Source organism: Bradyrhizobium sp. dw_411 (assembly GCF_018449695.1).
Lineage (GTDB): Bacteria > Pseudomonadota > Alphaproteobacteria > Rhizobiales > Xanthobacteraceae > Bradyrhizobium.
In genome coordinates this window covers 466302-483172 of the sequence record NZ_JAAVUY010000002.1, presented here as the reverse complement: position 1 = coordinate 483172, position 16871 = coordinate 466302, and the positions used below count along the sequence as shown (strand labels likewise).

General features: G+C 61.8%; 13 protein-coding genes. 4 read left to right on the top strand and 9 right to left on the bottom strand.

Annotated features, from left to right (window positions below; all coding sequences use genetic code 11):
* Positions 1 to 55: 55 nt before the first annotated feature.
* On the bottom strand, positions 56 to 1486 hold the full coding sequence (locus tag HB676_RS04790) for an aldehyde dehydrogenase family protein (RefSeq protein WP_213736517.1): 1431 nt from the start codon (positions 1484 to 1486) through the stop codon (positions 56 to 58).
* Positions 1487 to 1704: 218 nt separating this feature from the next.
* Complete coding sequence (locus tag HB676_RS04785) at positions 1705 to 4074, bottom strand: transketolase (protein ID WP_213736516.1); 2370 nt, start codon at positions 4072 to 4074, stop codon at positions 1705 to 1707.
* 136 nt (positions 4075 to 4210) lie between these two features.
* On the opposite strand from HB676_RS04785, the gene HB676_RS04780 reads away from it, so the two are divergent.
* Positions 4211 to 4672, top strand: a complete 462-nt coding sequence (locus HB676_RS04780; RefSeq protein ID WP_213736515.1) for an Lrp/AsnC family transcriptional regulator — start codon at positions 4211 to 4213, stop codon at positions 4670 to 4672.
* On the opposite strand, the gene HB676_RS04775 is transcribed toward HB676_RS04780, so the two are convergent.
* Both HB676_RS04775 and HB676_RS04770 read right to left on the bottom strand, forming a co-directional pair.
* Positions 4673 to 5617 carry a DMT family transporter gene (locus HB676_RS04775; protein ID WP_213736613.1) on the bottom strand — a complete coding sequence of 315 codons (945 nt, stop codon included), beginning with the start codon at positions 5615 to 5617 and terminating at the stop codon, positions 4673 to 4675.
* Positions 5618 to 5792: 175 nt separating this feature from the next.
* Complete coding sequence (locus HB676_RS04770; protein ID WP_213736514.1) at positions 5793 to 6632, bottom strand: aldo/keto reductase; 840 nt, start codon at positions 6630 to 6632, stop codon at positions 5793 to 5795.
* A gap of 262 nt (positions 6633 to 6894) precedes the next feature.
* Here HB676_RS04770 and HB676_RS04765 point away from each other — a divergent pair, with 262 nt between their 5' ends.
* Genes HB676_RS04765 through HB676_RS04755 form a run of 3 tightly spaced genes read left to right on the top strand, consistent with a single transcriptional unit; the run spans position 6895 to position 9967 of the window.
* Positions 6895 to 8217, top strand: coding sequence for a sugar ABC transporter substrate-binding protein (locus tag HB676_RS04765; protein WP_213736513.1), 1323 nt, complete (start codon positions 6895 to 6897; stop codon positions 8215 to 8217).
* Positions 8214 to 9146 carry an ABC transporter permease subunit gene (locus tag HB676_RS04760; RefSeq protein ID WP_213736512.1) on the top strand — a complete coding sequence of 311 codons (933 nt, stop codon included), beginning with the start codon at positions 8214 to 8216 and terminating at the stop codon, positions 9144 to 9146. The genes HB676_RS04765 and HB676_RS04760 overlap by 4 nt, the downstream gene beginning before the upstream one ends.
* Positions 9143 to 9967 (top strand): carbohydrate ABC transporter permease, encoded by an 825-nt coding sequence (locus HB676_RS04755; RefSeq protein ID WP_213736511.1) that lies wholly within the window; start codon positions 9143 to 9145, stop codon positions 9965 to 9967. Before HB676_RS04760 ends, HB676_RS04755 begins: the two co-directional genes overlap by 4 nt.
* 154 nt (positions 9968 to 10121) lie before the next feature.
* Here HB676_RS04755 and HB676_RS04750 read toward each other — a convergent pair whose 3' ends face one another.
* The 5 genes from HB676_RS04750 to HB676_RS04730 all read right to left on the bottom strand — a co-directional run bounded on the left by HB676_RS04750 (position 10122) and on the right by HB676_RS04730 (position 16652).
* On the bottom strand, positions 10122 to 10520 hold the full coding sequence (locus tag HB676_RS04750; RefSeq protein WP_213736510.1) for a hypothetical protein: 399 nt from the start codon (positions 10518 to 10520) through the stop codon (positions 10122 to 10124).
* Between the two features lie 299 nt (positions 10521 to 10819).
* Positions 10820 to 13528, bottom strand: a complete 2709-nt coding sequence (locus tag HB676_RS04745) for a nitrate reductase (protein WP_213736509.1) — start codon at positions 13526 to 13528, stop codon at positions 10820 to 10822.
* Between the two features lie 4 nt (positions 13529 to 13532).
* On the bottom strand, positions 13533 to 14753 hold the full coding sequence (locus tag HB676_RS04740) for an FAD-dependent oxidoreductase (protein ID WP_213736508.1): 1221 nt from the start codon (positions 14751 to 14753) through the stop codon (positions 13533 to 13535).
* A 10-nt stretch (positions 14754 to 14763) separates the two neighbouring features.
* Positions 14764 to 15189 (bottom strand): globin family protein, encoded by a 426-nt coding sequence (locus HB676_RS04735; protein ID WP_213736507.1) that lies wholly within the window; start codon positions 15187 to 15189, stop codon positions 14764 to 14766.
* A 71-nt stretch (positions 15190 to 15260) separates the two neighbouring features.
* Positions 15261 to 16652, bottom strand: a complete 1392-nt coding sequence (locus tag HB676_RS04730; protein ID WP_213736506.1) for an MFS transporter — start codon at positions 16650 to 16652, stop codon at positions 15261 to 15263.
* Positions 16653 to 16871 lie beyond the last annotated feature (219 nt).

Sequence of the window (16871 nt, the reverse complement as noted above, 5' to 3'; positions counted from 1 at the left end):
CACAAAACGCCGGAGCGGAATAATCCGCCCCGGCGTTTTGCTGTCGCCTTAAACCTTACGCGGCGTTGAAGCCGGCGATGGCCTTGACCTCGAGGAATTCCTCGAAACCATACCGGCCCCATTCGCGGCCGTTGCCGGACTGCTTGTAGCCGCCGAACGGTGCGGTGCGGTCGTTCGGAACGCCCTGCAGGTTGACGTTGCCGGCGCGGATGCGGCGGCCGACCTTGCGGGCGGTCTCGACGGTGTCGGCGGAAACGTAACCGGCCAGACCGTAGGGCGTGTCGTTGGCGATACGAACCGCGTCTTCCTCGTCCTTGGCGCCCATCACCACGAGCACCGGCCCGAAGATTTCCTCGCGCGCGATGGTCATGTTCTCGGTGACGTCGGCGAAGATCGTCGGGCGAACATAGAAGCCCTTGTTGACACCTTCCGGCAGGCCGGGACCGCCGGCAACCAGCGTGGCGCCTTCTTCAATGCCCTTCTGGATCAGGCCCTGGATCTTGTCCCACTGGCCGCGGTTGACGACCGGTCCGATGGTGGTCCCTTCGGCGCGCGGGTCGCCCGCCTTGGTCTTGTCGGCCACGCCCTTGGCGATGGCAGCGACTTCCTTCATCTTCGACAGCGGCACGATCATCCGGCTCGGCGCGTTGCAGGACTGGCCGGAGTTGTTGAACATGTGCATCACGCCGCCGGTCACCGCCTTGGTCAGGTCGGCGCCTTCGAGGATCACGTTCGGCGACTTGCCGCCGAGTTCCTGGCTGACGCGCTTAACGGTTGGTGCCGCGCGCTTGGCGACATCGATGCCGGCGCGGGTCGAACCGGTGAACGAAATCATATCAATGTCCGGATGCTCGCTCATCGCGGCGCCGACTTCGGGGCCGAGGCCGTTGACGAGGTTGAACACGCCCTTCGGCACGCCAGCTTCATGCAGGATTTCGGCGAAGATCAGCGCCGAGGTCGGCGTGAATTCCGACGGCTTGAGGATCATGGTGCAACCGGCTGCGATCGCGGGCGCGACCTTGCAGGCGATCTGGTTCAGCGGCCAGTTCCACGGCGTGATCATGCCGATGACGCCGACCGGCTCGCGGACCACCACGGCGGAGCCGACGGTTTCCTCGAACTCATACTTCTTGAGCACATCGAGCGTCGCGACGATGTGACCGAGGCCGGCGCCGGCCTGCAGCTTCTCGGCCATCGGCAACGGGGCGCCCATCTCGTCGGACACCGAAGCGCCGATATCCTTGATGCGGGTCTTGTAGACCTCGATGATCTTGGTCAGCAGCGCCACGCGCTCCTCGCGGCTGGTCTGCGAAAACGTATCGAAGGCGCGCCTGGCGGCCTTCACAGCCTTGTCCACATCGGCCTTGGAGCCGAGCGCAACTTCATACATCGCCTCTTCGGTCGCCGGGTTGACGACGGGCGTGGACTTCTTGACGGCGGGATCGACCCAGGCACCGTCGATGTAGAATTGCAGGCGGTTAACCATCGTGAACCTCTTGATTTCGGGGGCAGTTGGGGGAACGAGGCGTTCGGCAGGCATCCTTGCACGAACGGCCAAAAAAATGAACCCGCCATATGCGGGAGGCCGCGTTGCGGCGCACGCTGGATATAAGGTCTGATGTGTGAGGGAAACAAGGCGGCGGGGTATTTCCTTCGTCGTCCCTGCGTTCGCAGGGACGACAAACACCGTTACAGCGCCATTTTTTACACCGCCATCTTGCGATGGCGCACCGGGCCGCCGGTGGAGACGCTTTCGGCGGCGTCGATGATCGCATTGGCGTCGATGCCGTGGTGGCGATAGAGATCGTCGATGGTGCCGGTCTGGCCGAAATGTTCGACACCCAGCGCTTCCACCCGATTGCCGCGCACGCTGCCGAGCCAGCCCAGCGCCGCCGGATGACCGTCGATTACGGTGACGATTCCGCAATCGCGCGGCAACGGTTCCAGCAGTTTCTCGATGTGGCTGAGATGGGCGACGCTGCGGCGATCACGGCGCAAGGCGCGGGCCGAGGTCCATCCGGAATGCAGTCGGTCCGCGGATGTGATCGCCAACAGGCCGACATCGCGGCGGCTTTCGCCGAGCAATCCCACCGCCTCGATCGCCTCCGGCGCGAGCGCGCCGGTATAGGCGATCACCACATCGCAATTCGGACCCGGCTTGCGCAGCCAATACGCGCCCTCGGTGATCCCGTTTTGCAGGTCCGGCGTCATGATCCGTTGCGGCTGGTCGAGCGTGCGGGTCGAAAGCCGCAAATAGACCGAACCGCCCTCACCGGCTTTCTCGCGCTGCATGTGCTGGAAGCCCCAGCCCATAATGACAGCGAGTTCATCGACAAAGGCCGGCTCGAACGAAGCGAGCCCGTCCTGCGCCATCCCAATCAAAGGCGTCGCGATCGATTGATGCGCGCCACCTTCCGGCGCCAGCGTAATGCCCGACGGGGTCGCCGCCACCATGAAGCGCGCGTCCTGGTAACAAGCATAGTTCAGCGCATCGAGGCCGCGCTCGATGAAGGGATCGTACAAAGTCGCAATCGGCAGCAGCCGTTCGCCGTTGATGGCGTGCGACAGACCCAGCGCCGACATCAGGATGAACAAATTCATCTCGGCGATGCCGAGCTCGATGTGCTGTCCGTCCGGCGAAAAATCCCAGTTGAAGGTCGAGGGTATTTTCTCGCTGCGGAACAGATCGGCCCTCTCCGCGCGCGCAAACAGCCCGCGGCGATTGACCCAGGCGCCGAGATTGGTCGAGACCGTGACGTCGGGCGACGCCGTGACGATGCGCGAGGCCAGCTCTGTTTCGCCGCGCGCCAGTTCGTTGAGTACGAGTCCAAACCCTTGCTGCGTCGACATCTGCGGCGACGGCGTGAACGAGAGCCGCTCCGGCACCTCGACAACAGGCGCGGTAAGCCTCCGCCTGCCGTCGCGAGTGAACGGCGCGCTTGCGAGAAACGCCTCCAACTCGGCCGGCGTCTGCGACAGCCCTTCGAACTTTTCCCACTCATGGCCGGGCCGGATGTTCTGCGCGCTGCGCCACTTCTCCATCTGCGTGACCGTCATCAAGCCCGCATGATTGTCCTTGTGGCCCTGGAACGGCAAGCCGACGCCCTTGATGGTGTAGGCGATGAAGCAGACCGGACGATCGTGATCGATCGACTCAAATGCCTCGATCATGCTGGCCATGTCATGGCCGCCGAGATTGGACATCAGCGCGAGCAATTCGTCGTCGCTGCGCCGGTCGATCAATTGTGTCACCGCGCCCTGGTCGCCGATCTCGTCGTGCAGGCGCTTGCGGAACGCAGCACCTCCCTGAAAGCATAGCGCCGCATACATCTGGTTCGGGCAGGTATCGATCCAGCGCTTGAGCGCATCGCCGCCCGGCTCGGCGAAGGCCGCGCGCATCAGCCGGCCATATTTCACGATCACCACGTCCCAGCCGAAATTGCGGAACATGGATTCGAATTTTTCCCACAGACCTTCGCGCACCACCGCATCGAGGCTCTGGCGGTTGTAGTCGACCACCCACCAGGTATTTCGTAGCCCATGCTTCCAGCCCTCGAGCAGCGCCTCGAAGATGTTGCCTTCATCCATCTCGGCGTCGCCGACCAGCGCGATCATCCGCCCTTCCGGACGATCCTTCATCCAGCCATGCGACTTGACGTAATCCTGCACCAGCGAAGAGAACAAGGTCTGCGCGACGCCGAGGCCAACCGAGCCGGTCGAGAAATCGACATCGTCGGTGTCCTTGGTGCGCGACGGATAGGATTGCGCGCCCTTGAAGCCGCGGAAATTCTCCAGCTTGTCGCGGGTCTGGTGACCGAACAGATACTGGATGGCGTGAAACACCGGACTCGCATGCGGCTTCACCGCGACGCGGTCTTGCGGCCGCAGTACTGAAAAATACAGCGCCGACATGATGGTGGCGAGCGACGCCGACGAAGCCTGATGGCCGCCGACCTTGAGGCCATCGACATTGGGCCGGATATGATTGGCGTGATGGATGGTCCAGGACGACAGCCACAGGGCTTTGCGCGCCAGCGCGGTCAGCATTTCCAGGCGTGCGGATTCGATCGGCATGGCGGGTCTCCCTGCCCAAGGTTACCGCGGGATATTAACGGGCTTAGAAGCGGCAAAAATCTCAATTTTTAGCGACATACCGCCAAAAATTGGGATAAATTACCAATCGAATGCCCAATCAACAGAGTTTATCCCAATGACTACGCTCGACGCCATCGACCGCAAAATACTCGGCGTGCTGCAATCCGACAGCCGCACCACCATGCAGGAACTGGCCGACAAGGTCGGATTATCCGTCTCGCCCTGTCATCGCCGGGTCAAACTGCTGGAAGAGCGCGGCGTGATCACGCGCTATATCGCGACCGTCGATCAGAAATCGCTGGGTCTGCATGTCAGCGTCTTCATCTCGATCAAGCTCGCGCGCCAGAAGGAAGAAGACCTCAATCGATTTGCGAAAGCGATTTCGAAATGGGACGAGGTTCTGGAATGCTATCTGATGACCGGCAACCGCGACTATCTGTTGCGCGTGGTCGCCGCGGATCTGTCGTCCTATGAGGCGTTCTTGAAAAACAAGCTGACACGATTGGACGGCATTGCCTCGATCGAGTCGAGCTTTGCGCTCAGCCAGGTGAAATATTCGATTGCTTTGCCGGTGTGATCAGGCGTTGGGAGACGGCTCGGCCTCGAGCATCATGAGCTGCGAGCGCCGCAGCCGCTCGCGGTGCGCGGTGTAGAGGCCGCTTGCGACAACGAAGACCGCGCCGACCACGGTCCATATATCGGGCACTTCGCCGAACACCAGAAAGCCGAGGATGCTGACCCACAATAATTGGGTGTAGGAAAACGGCGCCAGCACGGAGGCGTCGGCGTAGCGAAAGGCGAGTACGACGATCCACTGTCCCGCCGTCGATGCCACGCCAACAATAATTCCGAAGAAAATATCGTGCCAGGTCGGCGCCACCCAAACGAACGGCACCAGCACGCAGAGAATGGCCAGGCCAATGATCGCCGAATAGGTCATGGTGGTCATGACCACTTCCCGCCCGCTCATGATCCGGGTCATGATCAACAGGCTGGCCCAGCACGCCGCCGACACCAGCGGAAAAAACGCGGCCACATGAAACGCACTGGAGCCGGGCCGCAAAATAATCAACACGCCGATCAGTCCGACCGCAGTCGCCAGCCAGCGACGCATGCCGACGCCCTCGCGCAGAACAACGATCGACAGCGCGGTGACGAGCAGCGGCGAGACGAAGCTGGTCGCCGAGGCTTCGGCGATCGGCAGATACCGCAACCCCGAAATGAAGAACAGCGAAGACCCCAGCATCGCAGCGCCGCGCATCAACTGCAGACCGGGAAGCGCGGTTCGCAACGCGAACAGCGGCGACCCCGGCAGCATGCCGGGAACCATCACCAGCGTAAACACCACAAACCTGATCCAGGTAATTTCGATCGATGGCAGCGTCGCCGACAGGTATTTCGACGTGACGTCGGATGATCCGAGAAACACCGTCGAGGCGAGGATCAGCGCGATGCCGCGGAACGGCCGGTCGGCGCGCGCGGGCGCGGTTTGTCCGGTCAGTTTTTTCGCGGGCAACGGCAATGGATCGCTGTCGAGCCTAACGGCTGCGGTTGGCGGGTTCACTTGTAGGCTCGGACGCTGGAATTATCGAATCGGGCGAGGCGCCAAAAGACGATAATTGCCCTGAAGCGACAAGGTCCGAAAACAGGCAGCCGATATGCGCTGATAGGCGCGGCAGCGTGCCGCGCCGCAGCAGTCACAGCATCGGCAGGCCGCGCGGCTTTGGGCCACGCGGAAAAGCCTTGTCCAGTTCGGCAATATCGGACGCACTCAACATCAATTGTCCGGCCGCGGCATTGTCGGCAGCATGCTCCGGCGTCGAAGCTTTTGGAATCGGAAATACGCAGGCCTCGCGCGCGAGAAATGCCAGCGTTACCTGACGTGCCGAAGCGCCGTGCGCATTCGCAATACCTTGCAGAACTTCACCCGGCTTGCTGCGCGGCGACGGGAAATCATCGTGACCGAACGGCGAGTAGGCCACCACAGCGACATCATGTTTGGCGCACCACGGTATCACCGCATGCTCGATCGCGCGCTCCCTTAGATGATAGAGTACCTGGTTGCAGGCGATCTTGCCCTTGCCCGCCGCCGCCAGCATCTCGTCGAGATCGTCGACGTCGAAATTGCTGACGCCCCAGGAGCGGATCTTGCCCGCGCCGACCAGTTCCTCGAACGCCGCGACGGTTTCCCCCAGCGGATAGGATCCGCGCCAGTGCAACAGATAACAATCAAGCCGGTCGGTCTTCAGCCGCTTCAGCGAACGTTCGCAGGCCGTGATGGTGCCGCGCCGCGAGGCGTTGCTCGGCAAGACTTTCGAGACCAGAAAAACCTCATCGCGCCGCCCGGCGAGGGCTTCGGCGATCACAAGCTCCGCATCGCCATACATCTCGGCGGTGTCGATATGGGTCATGCCGAGATCGATACCGCGTTGCAACGCAGCGACCGCGCTCTTGCGATGTCCCTGATCGATATACCAGGTGCCCTGCCCGATCACGGACACATCCGGGCCGTTACTACCGAACTTTTTGTGTTTCAAGACTTCCTCGCAAATGCCGCTACGTCGATTAGTTGCGTCGATCAGTCGCGGCGGGTTGCCAGATACGCACCGCGTCGCTTTGCCTGCGAACGCGTGCCGCACTTTAAATGAGCAACGCGGCGCCGTCGACGCCTCGAAGCGTTCTTGTTCCGCTCCCGCGGCGTGCTATGAATCGGGCAAGACGCGCGCGACCGGCATCCGCCGGACGTGACGGTCAACATCATCACCGCCACCAAAGGCGGACCCCAGGGAGGATTACGACATGGCCCATTTCGGCCCGACACGGCGTGCCCTGTTGCAGGGAACGCTCGCCACCGGCGCACTCGGTCTCACCGGATTTCCAGCCCGCGCCGAGCCGCAATGGAAGAAATATGCCGGCACGACCCTCGAGGTGAACCTCGTCAAAGGGCCGCGCGGCGACAATCTGCAAAAATACGTCAAGGAATTCACCGAGCTGACCGGCATCAAGGTCGAGTCGGAGCAGATTCCCGAACAGCAGCAGCGCCAGAAAGCCGTGATCGAGCTCGCCTCCGGCAAGCCGAGCTTCGATGTGATCCATCTCAGCTATCACGTGCAGAAGCGCCAGTTCGAGAAAGGCGGCTGGCTCGCCGATCTCTCGGGCTACATGAAGGACCCGAACCTCACCGCACCCGATCTGGTCGAGAGCGACTTTTCCAAGGCCGGTCTTCAATACGCCAAGAACGACAAGGGGCAGATGCTGTCGCTGCCGTGGTCGGTCGATTACTTCGTGCTTTATTACAACAAGGAGCTGTTCGCAAAGAAGGGCGTCGCGGTGCCCAAGACCTTCGACGAGATGGTCGCGGCGGCCGAAAAACTGACCGACCCCAAGGAAGGGATTTACGGCTTCGTCGGACGCGGCCTGCGCAATGCCAACATGGCGATGTGGACCAACTTCTATCTCAACTATGGCGGCGAATTCCTCGATGCCAAGGGCAACATCCTGACCGATGGGCCGGAAGCGATCGCAGCAACCAAGCTGTATCAAACGCTTCTCACCAAAGTTGCCCCTCCCGGCGTTTCCGGCTTCAACTGGATGGAGTCGATGGCGTCATTTACGCAAGGACGCGCGGCGATGTGGATCGACGCCGACGGCTGGGCGCCGCCGCTGGAAGATCCCGCGGCGTCGCGCATCGCGGGCAAGGTCGGTTACACCGTCGTGCCGGCCGGACCCAAGGGACAATATTCATCGACCTATGGTGACGGCATCGGCATCGCGGCCGCGAGCAAGAACAAGGAGGCGGCTTATTTGTTGTGCCAATGGGCGGTCTCGAAAACGCAAGGTGCGCGCCTGCTGCAGGCTGCCGGCGGCGTGCCGTTCCGCAACTCGATCATCGACGATCCCGAAGTGCGCAAGGGCGTCAAGAGCCAGGAATGGCTGCAATCGGTGATCGATTCTTCCAAGATCAGCAAGCTCGGCCTGCCGATCGTGATTCCCGTCGCGGAATTCCGCGACCTCGTCGGCGCCGCGCTGACCGCGACGCTGTCGGGCGGCGACCCGGAGACGGAATTGAAGAAAGCCCACGAACAGTTTCGGCCGATCCTGGAGCGCAGCGAAAAAGCGTGAGCGCGATAACGCAAATCGCTCCGGCAGTGGCTGAAACCGCGCCGGAGCAGCAATGGCGGCGGCCATCCTATTGGCCGTTCGTGCTGCCAGCGCTGGTGGTCGTGCTCGCGATCATCATCTTTCCGTGGCTGTTCACGATCTGGATGAGCCTCAACGAATGGAAGGTCGGCTCTCCCACCACCTTTGTCGGGCTCGCCAATTATCTGCGCCTGCCAGCCGATCCACGCTTCGTCGAAGCGGTTTGGCATACTATCGCATACACAGCCTTGTCAGTGGTGCTGCCGGTGATCCTCGGCACGTTCGCGGCCGTAGTCTTCCACCAGAAATTCGCCGGCCGCGGTTTCCTGCGCGGCATCTTCATCATGCCGATGATGGCGACGCCGGTGGCAATCGCGCTGGTCTGGACCATGATGTTCCACCCGCAACTCGGCGTGCTGAATTATCTGCTGTCGCTGGTGGGATTGCCGCCGCAGCTCTGGGTGTTCAATCCCAACACCGTAATTCCGTCGCTGGTGCTGGTCGAAACCTGGCAATGGACGCCGCTGGTGATGCTGATCGTGCTCGGCGGCCTCGCTGCGATCCCGATCGAACCCTATGAGAGCGCGGAGATCGACGGCGCCAATATCTGGCAGACGTTCCGCTACATCACCCTGCCGCTGATCACGCCGTTCCTGTTCATTGCCGGCATGATCCGCATGATCGACGCGGTGAAAAGTTTTGATATCATTTTCGCGATCACGCAGGGCGGTCCCGGCTCCGCCTCGGAGACCATCAATCTCTATCTCTATAGCGTGGCCTTTGTGTATTACGACCTCGGCTACGGCTCGGCGATCGCGGTAGTGTTCTTCTTCCTGATCATCGCGCTCGCGGGCGTGCTGCTGTATCTACGCCGGCGCACGATGTGGACCGAGATCGGGGGCGGCGCATGAGCCCGCGTTACATCCTCGGCCGGATCGGTCTCTGGTTCGCGGTGTTCGTCATCGTGTCGCCGGCGATCCTCTTCTTTCTCTGGATGGCCTCGCTGTCGCTCAAATTCGAGATCGACAACGCGTCTTATCCGCCGGTGTTCATCCCCGAGCATTTCGCCTGGAAGAACTATACCGACGTGCTCGCCTCCAACCGCTTCCTGACCTATTTCGTCAACAGCCTGATCGTGACCGGCAGCGCGACCCTGCTGGCGATGCTGGTCGGCGTCCCCGCGGGATACGGCATCGCGCGCATGGCGGCGCATAAATCCGCGATCGTGATTTTGATCGCGCGCATCACGCCCGGACTGTCCTATCTGATCCCGTTGTTCCTGCTGTTCCAGTGGCTGGGATTGCTCGGCACGCTGGTGCCGCAGATCATCATCCATCTGGTGGTGACGGTGCCGATCGTGATCTGGATCATGATCGGCTATTTCGAAACCACGCCGATGGAGCTCGAGGAAGCCGCTTTGATCGACGGCGCCACGCGCTGGCAGGTGTTCCGCCACGTCGCGTTGCCGATCGCGCGGCCCGGCATGGCAGTGGCATTCATCCTGGCGGTGATCTTCTCCTGGAATAATTTCGTGTTCGGCATCGTGCTGGCCGGGCGCGAGACGCGCACCCTGCCGGTCGCGGTCTACAACATGATTTCGTTCGACCAGTTGAGCTGGGGTCCGCTCGCCGCCGCTGCGCTGATCGTCTCGCTGCCGGTACTGGTATTGACGGTGTTCGCGCAACGCCAGATCGTGGCGGGCCTGACCGCGGGCGCGGTGAAGGGCGGGTAGACTAGAGCGTTGGACTCATTGGCACGCAGCCAAATTCGGATTGATGCGAGTTTGACGAACGAAGGATCGGTATTTCCGAGATTAATTCGTAAGCGGAAATATCCCGGACATCCCGAATCGACGCGAATGACTCAGAGCGGACTTGCCCGACACGTTAGTCCGCAAGCATTCTCTCGCGCTGCACGACCAGCCAATATGCGGTCCCAGCCGCCAAACCAGCAACGGTCAATTGCCACGCAAAGGCGGGCGGAGCTTTGAAGAAAAAAGCGAAGGCATAACCCAGCCCGGTGCCAAAGCAGAGGTAGCTTAATGGCTGCCGCCGAAGATCAAGAAAGTGGGCAAGCCAGAGACAAATCGCCGACGGTACGGGCGTGACGATGAAGACCGAAATGAACGTGACAGAAAAACAAAAAAGAGCCGTGACAAGCGTTTTGCAGATGCCGAACTGAGCTTTTACGCAGTCGTCGATTGCAAACATCATCAGAACTGCAGACGCTACGGCGCAGGCACAAAACCATCCCTTAATCGCGCCAGAGAGTTCTGCATCCGACATGGTCGTGGCTTCCGCTCGGGTCTAGACCACATCAGCCTAGCACCTTTAGTTTGCAGTCCTGCAAAGTGGATATGTCGAATTTGAGGGATCCCATTTAAGATGAGTAAGGAAACGGCTTCTGGAAGGCATTACGCATCGCAGCAACTTCCGCTGCTGGCACTTTTCGGCCATGGGGCCATGTCCGAGGCCGTTATCGGCGCCAAAGCGGACATCCGCCAGCCGCTCCAAGTTTATGGGTTCACGCCCTAGCTAAGCTCGTCATGGTTGGCCTTGTCCCGGCGACGGATACCTGGAAATATTCAGCTAGCCACCGCCGCCAATTGCCGCTGTTGCGGATCGGCATCCGTCTGCGCGATCAGGCGTTTCAATTCCGGAATGCACGAACCGCAATTGGTGCCGGCCTTGAGCTGTGCGCCGATCGCGGCGGCCGAACCCGCGCCCGCTGCGATGGCGTCGCAGATCGTGGTGCGGCCGACGCCGAAACAGGCGCAGACGATCGGCCCGGCATTGGCGAGGCCGTCCATCGATTTGCCCGACAACAAGGTCCGGCGCTGATCGTCGCCGAGCACGCCAGCCGCGAACAGGCCCTTGACCACATTCCAGTCGCCCGCATCGCGCGCGGGTCCCATGAACAGGCAGGTGTCGATCTGGTCTTCGGTAAATGAAGCCGCGCGATAAACGCCGCCGCCGAAATCGCGATATTCAGCAACATCGCTGCCGGATTTGGACTTCAACCAGGACGGCCACCGCGCCAGATCGGCGTTGTCGGCCAGCAGATAGCCATAACCGCCGGCGACGGTGACGCGCGCCCACCAGACATGCTCCGGCAATTCCAGCGGCGTGCGCGATAGCGCAAAACCACGGAACACATATTCGTAAGGCACGATCGATGCAGGCGTGGCCTTGTTTTCGGGCTGGCCGGAATGGGGATCGGTGATCGGCGTCACCAGCGCGCCGACGCGGGCGGAGAACGCTGTCACATCGCTCCAATGGATCGGCGCGAACAGCATGCCGCGCTGCTGCCGGTCGCTGACCACCACCCGCAGGATGCATTGCCCGAGATCGGTGATGACGCGCGCGAAACTGCCATGGGCGACGCCCGATTTCAGCGCGTCGTCAGGATGAATCTCGACAAACGGCTCCGGCAGATGCTGGCCCAGCCGCTGGCTCATGCCGGTGCGGGTCATGGTGTGCCACTGGTCGCGGATGCGGCCGGTGTTCAAGCGCAGCGGCCGCCCCGCCGTGGTTTCGGTTTTCAGCGCCGGAACTTCCGGCGCGATGAAGCGGGCCTTGTGGTCGTTCGAATAAAAATGACCATCGGCAAAGAACCGCTGCTGCGGCTCGGTATCGCCGAGGCGGTGCGGCCATAGTACCGGCGACATCGTATCGAAGGCTTCGTCCGACAGCGATTTCAGCGCGCCGATATCGAAATCGCGGCCGCCGCTGTTTTCGAATGCCGATAGCCCCGCATGTTCGCGGAAGATTTCCGCCGCCGAATTGAAGGTGAAGGCTGCGCCGAACCCCAGACGCTTGGCAACTTCGCTGACAATCCACCAATCCGGCTTGGTTTCGCCGGGAGGCTTCAGGAACGAACGCTGCCGCGAGATGCGCCGTTCCGAATTGGTCACGGTGCCGGACTTCTCGCCCCAGGCCTGCGCCGGCAGCAGCACATGCGCGCCGGCATTGACGGTGTCGTTGGAGGCAACATTCTCCGATATGACGAATAGTTCGAGTTTCTTCAATGCCGCGCGCGCGGCATCCGCGTCCGGCAATGACACCGCCGGATTGGTGCCCATCACCCACAGCGCCTTGATCTCGCCGCGCGCGATCGCCTCGAACATCTGGACGGCCTTCAGCCCTTCATGCGTCGCGATCCGCGGCGCTTTCCAGAACCGGCGCACGCGATCGATGTCCGGCGGCGTAAAGCCCATATGCGCGGCGAGTGTATTGGCGAGGCCGCCTACTTCGCGGCCACCCATCGCATTGGGCTGCCCGGTCAGCGAAAACGGCGACGCACCGGGCTTGCCGATTCGCCCGGTCGCGAGATGGCAATTGAGGATCGCGTTGACCTTATCGGTGCCCTGCGCCGACTGATTGACGCCTTGCGAGTACAACGTGACCACGCGCGGCGTCGACGCGAACATCTGAAAGAACGCCGCGACATCCTGTTCGGAAAGTCCGGTTGCGAGCGCGGTCGCGGCGACGCTGCCAGCCATGCTTCGCGCCCGCGCCAGCGCGTCTTCGAAACCGCTGGTGTGAGCGTCGATATAGTTCCGGTCGAGCGCGTCACTATTCGCAAGATGCGCCAGCAATCCGGAAAACAGCGCGGTATCGGTGCCGGGCTTCAATCCGAGAAACAGATCGGCATCCCCAGCGGTGTCGGTCCGGCGCGGGTCGATCACGACAATGCGCGCGCCGCGTTTTTGTTTATTGGCCAGCATGCGCTGAAACAGAATGGGATGGCACCACGCCGCGTTGGAACCGACGAGCACCAGCAGATCGGCCTCGTCGAGGTCTTCGTAGACACCGGGCACGGTATCGGCGCCGAAGGCGCGGCGATGGCCCGCGACCGACGACGCCATGCACAGCCGCGAATTGGTATCGACATTGGCGCTGCCGATAAAACCTTTCATCAGCTTGTTGGCGACGTAATAGTCTTCGGTCAGCAATTGCCCGGAAAGATAAAACGCCACCGCGCCGGGGCCGTCGCGCGCGACGATGTGCTGAAAACGATGCGCGACATGGTCGAGTGCGTCAGTCCACGCCACCCGCTCCATCGACCCCTTGCTGACGCGGATCATCGGATAGAGCAGACGTTCCTCAAGGCTCAGCGTTTCGCCGAGCGCCGAGCCCTTCGAACACAGCCGTCCGAAATTGGCGGGATGCTCGGGATCGCCGGATATCGCCGCGCCGCCGCTTCCATCCGGGGTCGCCAATACGCCACAGCCCACGCCGCAATAGGGGCAGGTGGTGCGTGTCGCGCGCAGGGCTGGATCGACCGCGGTCATCTGGTCATGCCGCCTTCGAGATGATCGGATGCGGGCGGCCGAACATCATGTCGGCGCGGATGGTCGCGATGGATTCCCTTGTGCGGATCAATTCGAGATACCAGAGCGCATCGCCGGTTTCGCCGACCAGTACCGCACCGATCAGCCGGCCTTCGCAGACCACCAGCTTCTTGTAGGTGCCGCGCTTGAGATCGGTCAGCACGATGGCTTCGCTGCCTTCCTTGCCGAGGAAGTCGCCCGCGGAAAATACGCTGACGCCAGAGACTTTCAGGTTGGTCGCAACGACGCTGCCGCTGTAGTTGGCGGACGCCTTGCCTGCCAGATGCTGCGCCAGCACGCGGCCTTGTTCATAGGCCGGCTCGACCAGGCCGTAACAGATGCCGCGATGCTCGGCGCATTCGCCGAGCGCGAAAATATCCGGCGTGCCGGTCTGCAGATGATCGTCCACGACAATGCCGCGATTGACGGCAATGCCGGCCTCGCGCGCCAGCGCGATATTCGGCCGGATGCCCGCGGCGAAGATCACCGCATCGGCTTTAATCAAACGACCGTCGGTCAGCTCGACGCCTTCGACATGGGTCTCGCCGTGAATCCGCGCGGTGTTGGCATTGAGCAGAACCTCGATGCCTTTGCGCTCGACGAGCGATTTCAGCAATTCTCCGGCGGGCACATCGAGCTGACGCTCCATCAGCCGGTCCATCAGATGCAGCAGCGTCACCGGCGCGCCGGCCTTGGCGAGGCCATAGGCGGCTTCCAGTCCCAATAATCCGCCGCCGACCACGACCACGCGCTTCTTTTGCGCGGCGAGCGTCAGCAAGAGATCGACATCGCGGCTGTCGCGAAACGTATTGACGCCGATGAGGTCGGCGCCGGGCACGTTGAGCCGCAGCGGCGTCGAGCCGGTGGCCAGCACCAATCTCGAGAACGCCATGCTTTCTTCATTGGCAATCTTGAGTTCGCGGCGGCCGACATCGACCTCGGTGACGGCGCAGCCATATTTCAAAGTGACGCCGCGATCGCGCCACCAGTTGGACGGCTTGAGCTCGATGTCCTGCGACGCGATCTCGCCCGCCAGCACCGACGACAGCAGCACGCGGTTATAGGCCAGCCGCGGCTCCTCGCCGATCACCGCGATGGCGTAGCGCCCGAGCGCGACCTTCGCCAGCTCGTCGACCAGACGCGCAGCCGCCATACCATTGCCGACGATAACCAGCGGTTCGCTCACGGGCGTATCCTTACTCGGCCGCCTGCGGACGACCGTAAGCTTCCGAAATCATGTAGCCGGACAGCGTTCCGTAAGCCGTGGTCCAGGCTGCCGCAACGTCTGATGTCCAGTCGTCGCCGAGTCCCTTTTCCAGTGTCCACAGCAACGCCGCGCCGACGACGGGATAGTGCTCGGCCTTGGCGCCATAGCTGACATGGCGCGTGGCCAGCGCGCTCGCGGCGGGCAGGATCGACGGCAGATCGCCCAACCCTTTCACCACCGCCGCCAACATCATCATCAGCTTGCGGCGCTGCTCGGTCATATCGGCGGGAAACAACGCCTTCACCGCCGGCGCGATTTCAAACAGGCGGTCGTAGAACAAAACCGCGGCCGTCTCCGAAATCGGCACGACCTTGGCGAAGCTGTCTTGCACGAGTTTGACTTGGTCAGGTGTCATTTACGTCCTCCTGATGTTGGCCTGTTTCCCGCCCCTCTCCCCGCATGCGGAGAGAGGCATCAATGCTTCACTCAGATCCGCGCTTCGGCGAGGCTGGTCGCCCCCGCTGTCACGGGGCTCTTGCGCAGATAGAACCACCAGGTGAGCGCGAGGCAGACCGCGTAGAAGCCGAGATAGATCACCAGCGCGAGCTGCGGTCCGCCGGTCATCGCAATCGACTTGCCGAAACCGCTTGGGATCAGGTAGCCGCCGCAGGCGCCCACAGCGCCGATGAAACCGACAGCAGCGCCGCTCTCGATGCTGGCGGTCTTCAATGCGAGCGCGCGGCCGGCTTCGCCGGTGCCTTTGGCCTTGCGCAGATTCTCCTCGCGGAAGATCGAGGGGATCATCCGGTAGGTCGATCCGTTGCCGACGCCGGTGGTGACGAAGAGAATAAGGAACATCACGAGGAAGCCGGTGAAGTCCTTGGCTCCCACGAAATACAGCACGCCGATCGTAGCGGCGCCCATCGCGATGAAGTTCCAGAACGTCAGGATCGCGCCACCGATTTTGTCGGCCAGCAAGCCGCCGAGCGGACGCGACAGCGAGCCCACCAGCGGACCAAGAAATGCGATCGCGATCGTGACCGCCGGGAATTGCGTCTTGATCAACAACGGAAACGCGGCGGAGTAGCCGATGAAGGAGCCGAACGTCCCGATATAGATGAACGCCATGATCCAGGTGTGCTTGTTCTTGACGATCGCGATCTGGTTCTTGAACGACGACTTGGCCGTGGTGAGGTTGTTCATGAAGAACACCGCGCCGAAGATCGCGATCAGGATCGGCAGCACCCACATCAGGCCGGCATTCTGCAGATAGACACCGGAAACCGGGCTGGCCTGGTAAAGGTTGAAAATACCGAAACCCATCAGGATCGGCGTGAGCAGTTGAACGCTGCTGACGCCGATATTGCCACCGGCAGCATTGAGGCCGAGCGCCCAACCCTTCATGCGATCAGGATAAAAGAACGAGATGTTCGCCATGCTGGAAGCAAAGTTGCCGCCGCCGAGACCGGCGGTCGAGGCCACCAGCAGCATCAGCCAGAACGGAGTTGCCGGCTGGCTGACGAAATAAGCCAGCCCAAAGGTCGGAATGAACAGCACGGCCGCGCTGAAGATGGTCCAGTTGCGGCCACCGAACGTCGTCACCGCGAAGGTGTAGGGAAATCGCATCAGCGATCCGATCAATCCCGGGATCGCCACGAGCTGAAACAGTTCGTCGGTGCTGTAATGGAATCCCGCCGCCGGCAATTTGGTGGCGACGATGCTCCAGATCAGCCAGACCGAAAACCCGATATGCTCGGCAACGATCGACCAGATGAGATTGCGACGGGCGACGGTTTTGCCGGTGGAATTCCAGAAGGCTTCATCCTCCGGCTTCCATTCTGAAATCCAGGTCTGGTTCGGCGTCGGGTTCGGGCTCATTAAAGATGTCCTTTCTCAACGATAGGCGCGGCCATCGAGGGATCGCGCTCAAGACACAGGGGCGCGTTCTGGGGAGGCCCCAGTCTGGCGGTCGTGCAATTCGGATGATTGGTTTCGATGGACGGCATCAATGGCGTCAGCACTATCTATTCAAGCTTTGTGCCAAGCCAGATCAGCACAAAAAGTCCTTAAATTATAAATAGTTGTCTCTATTGCCGC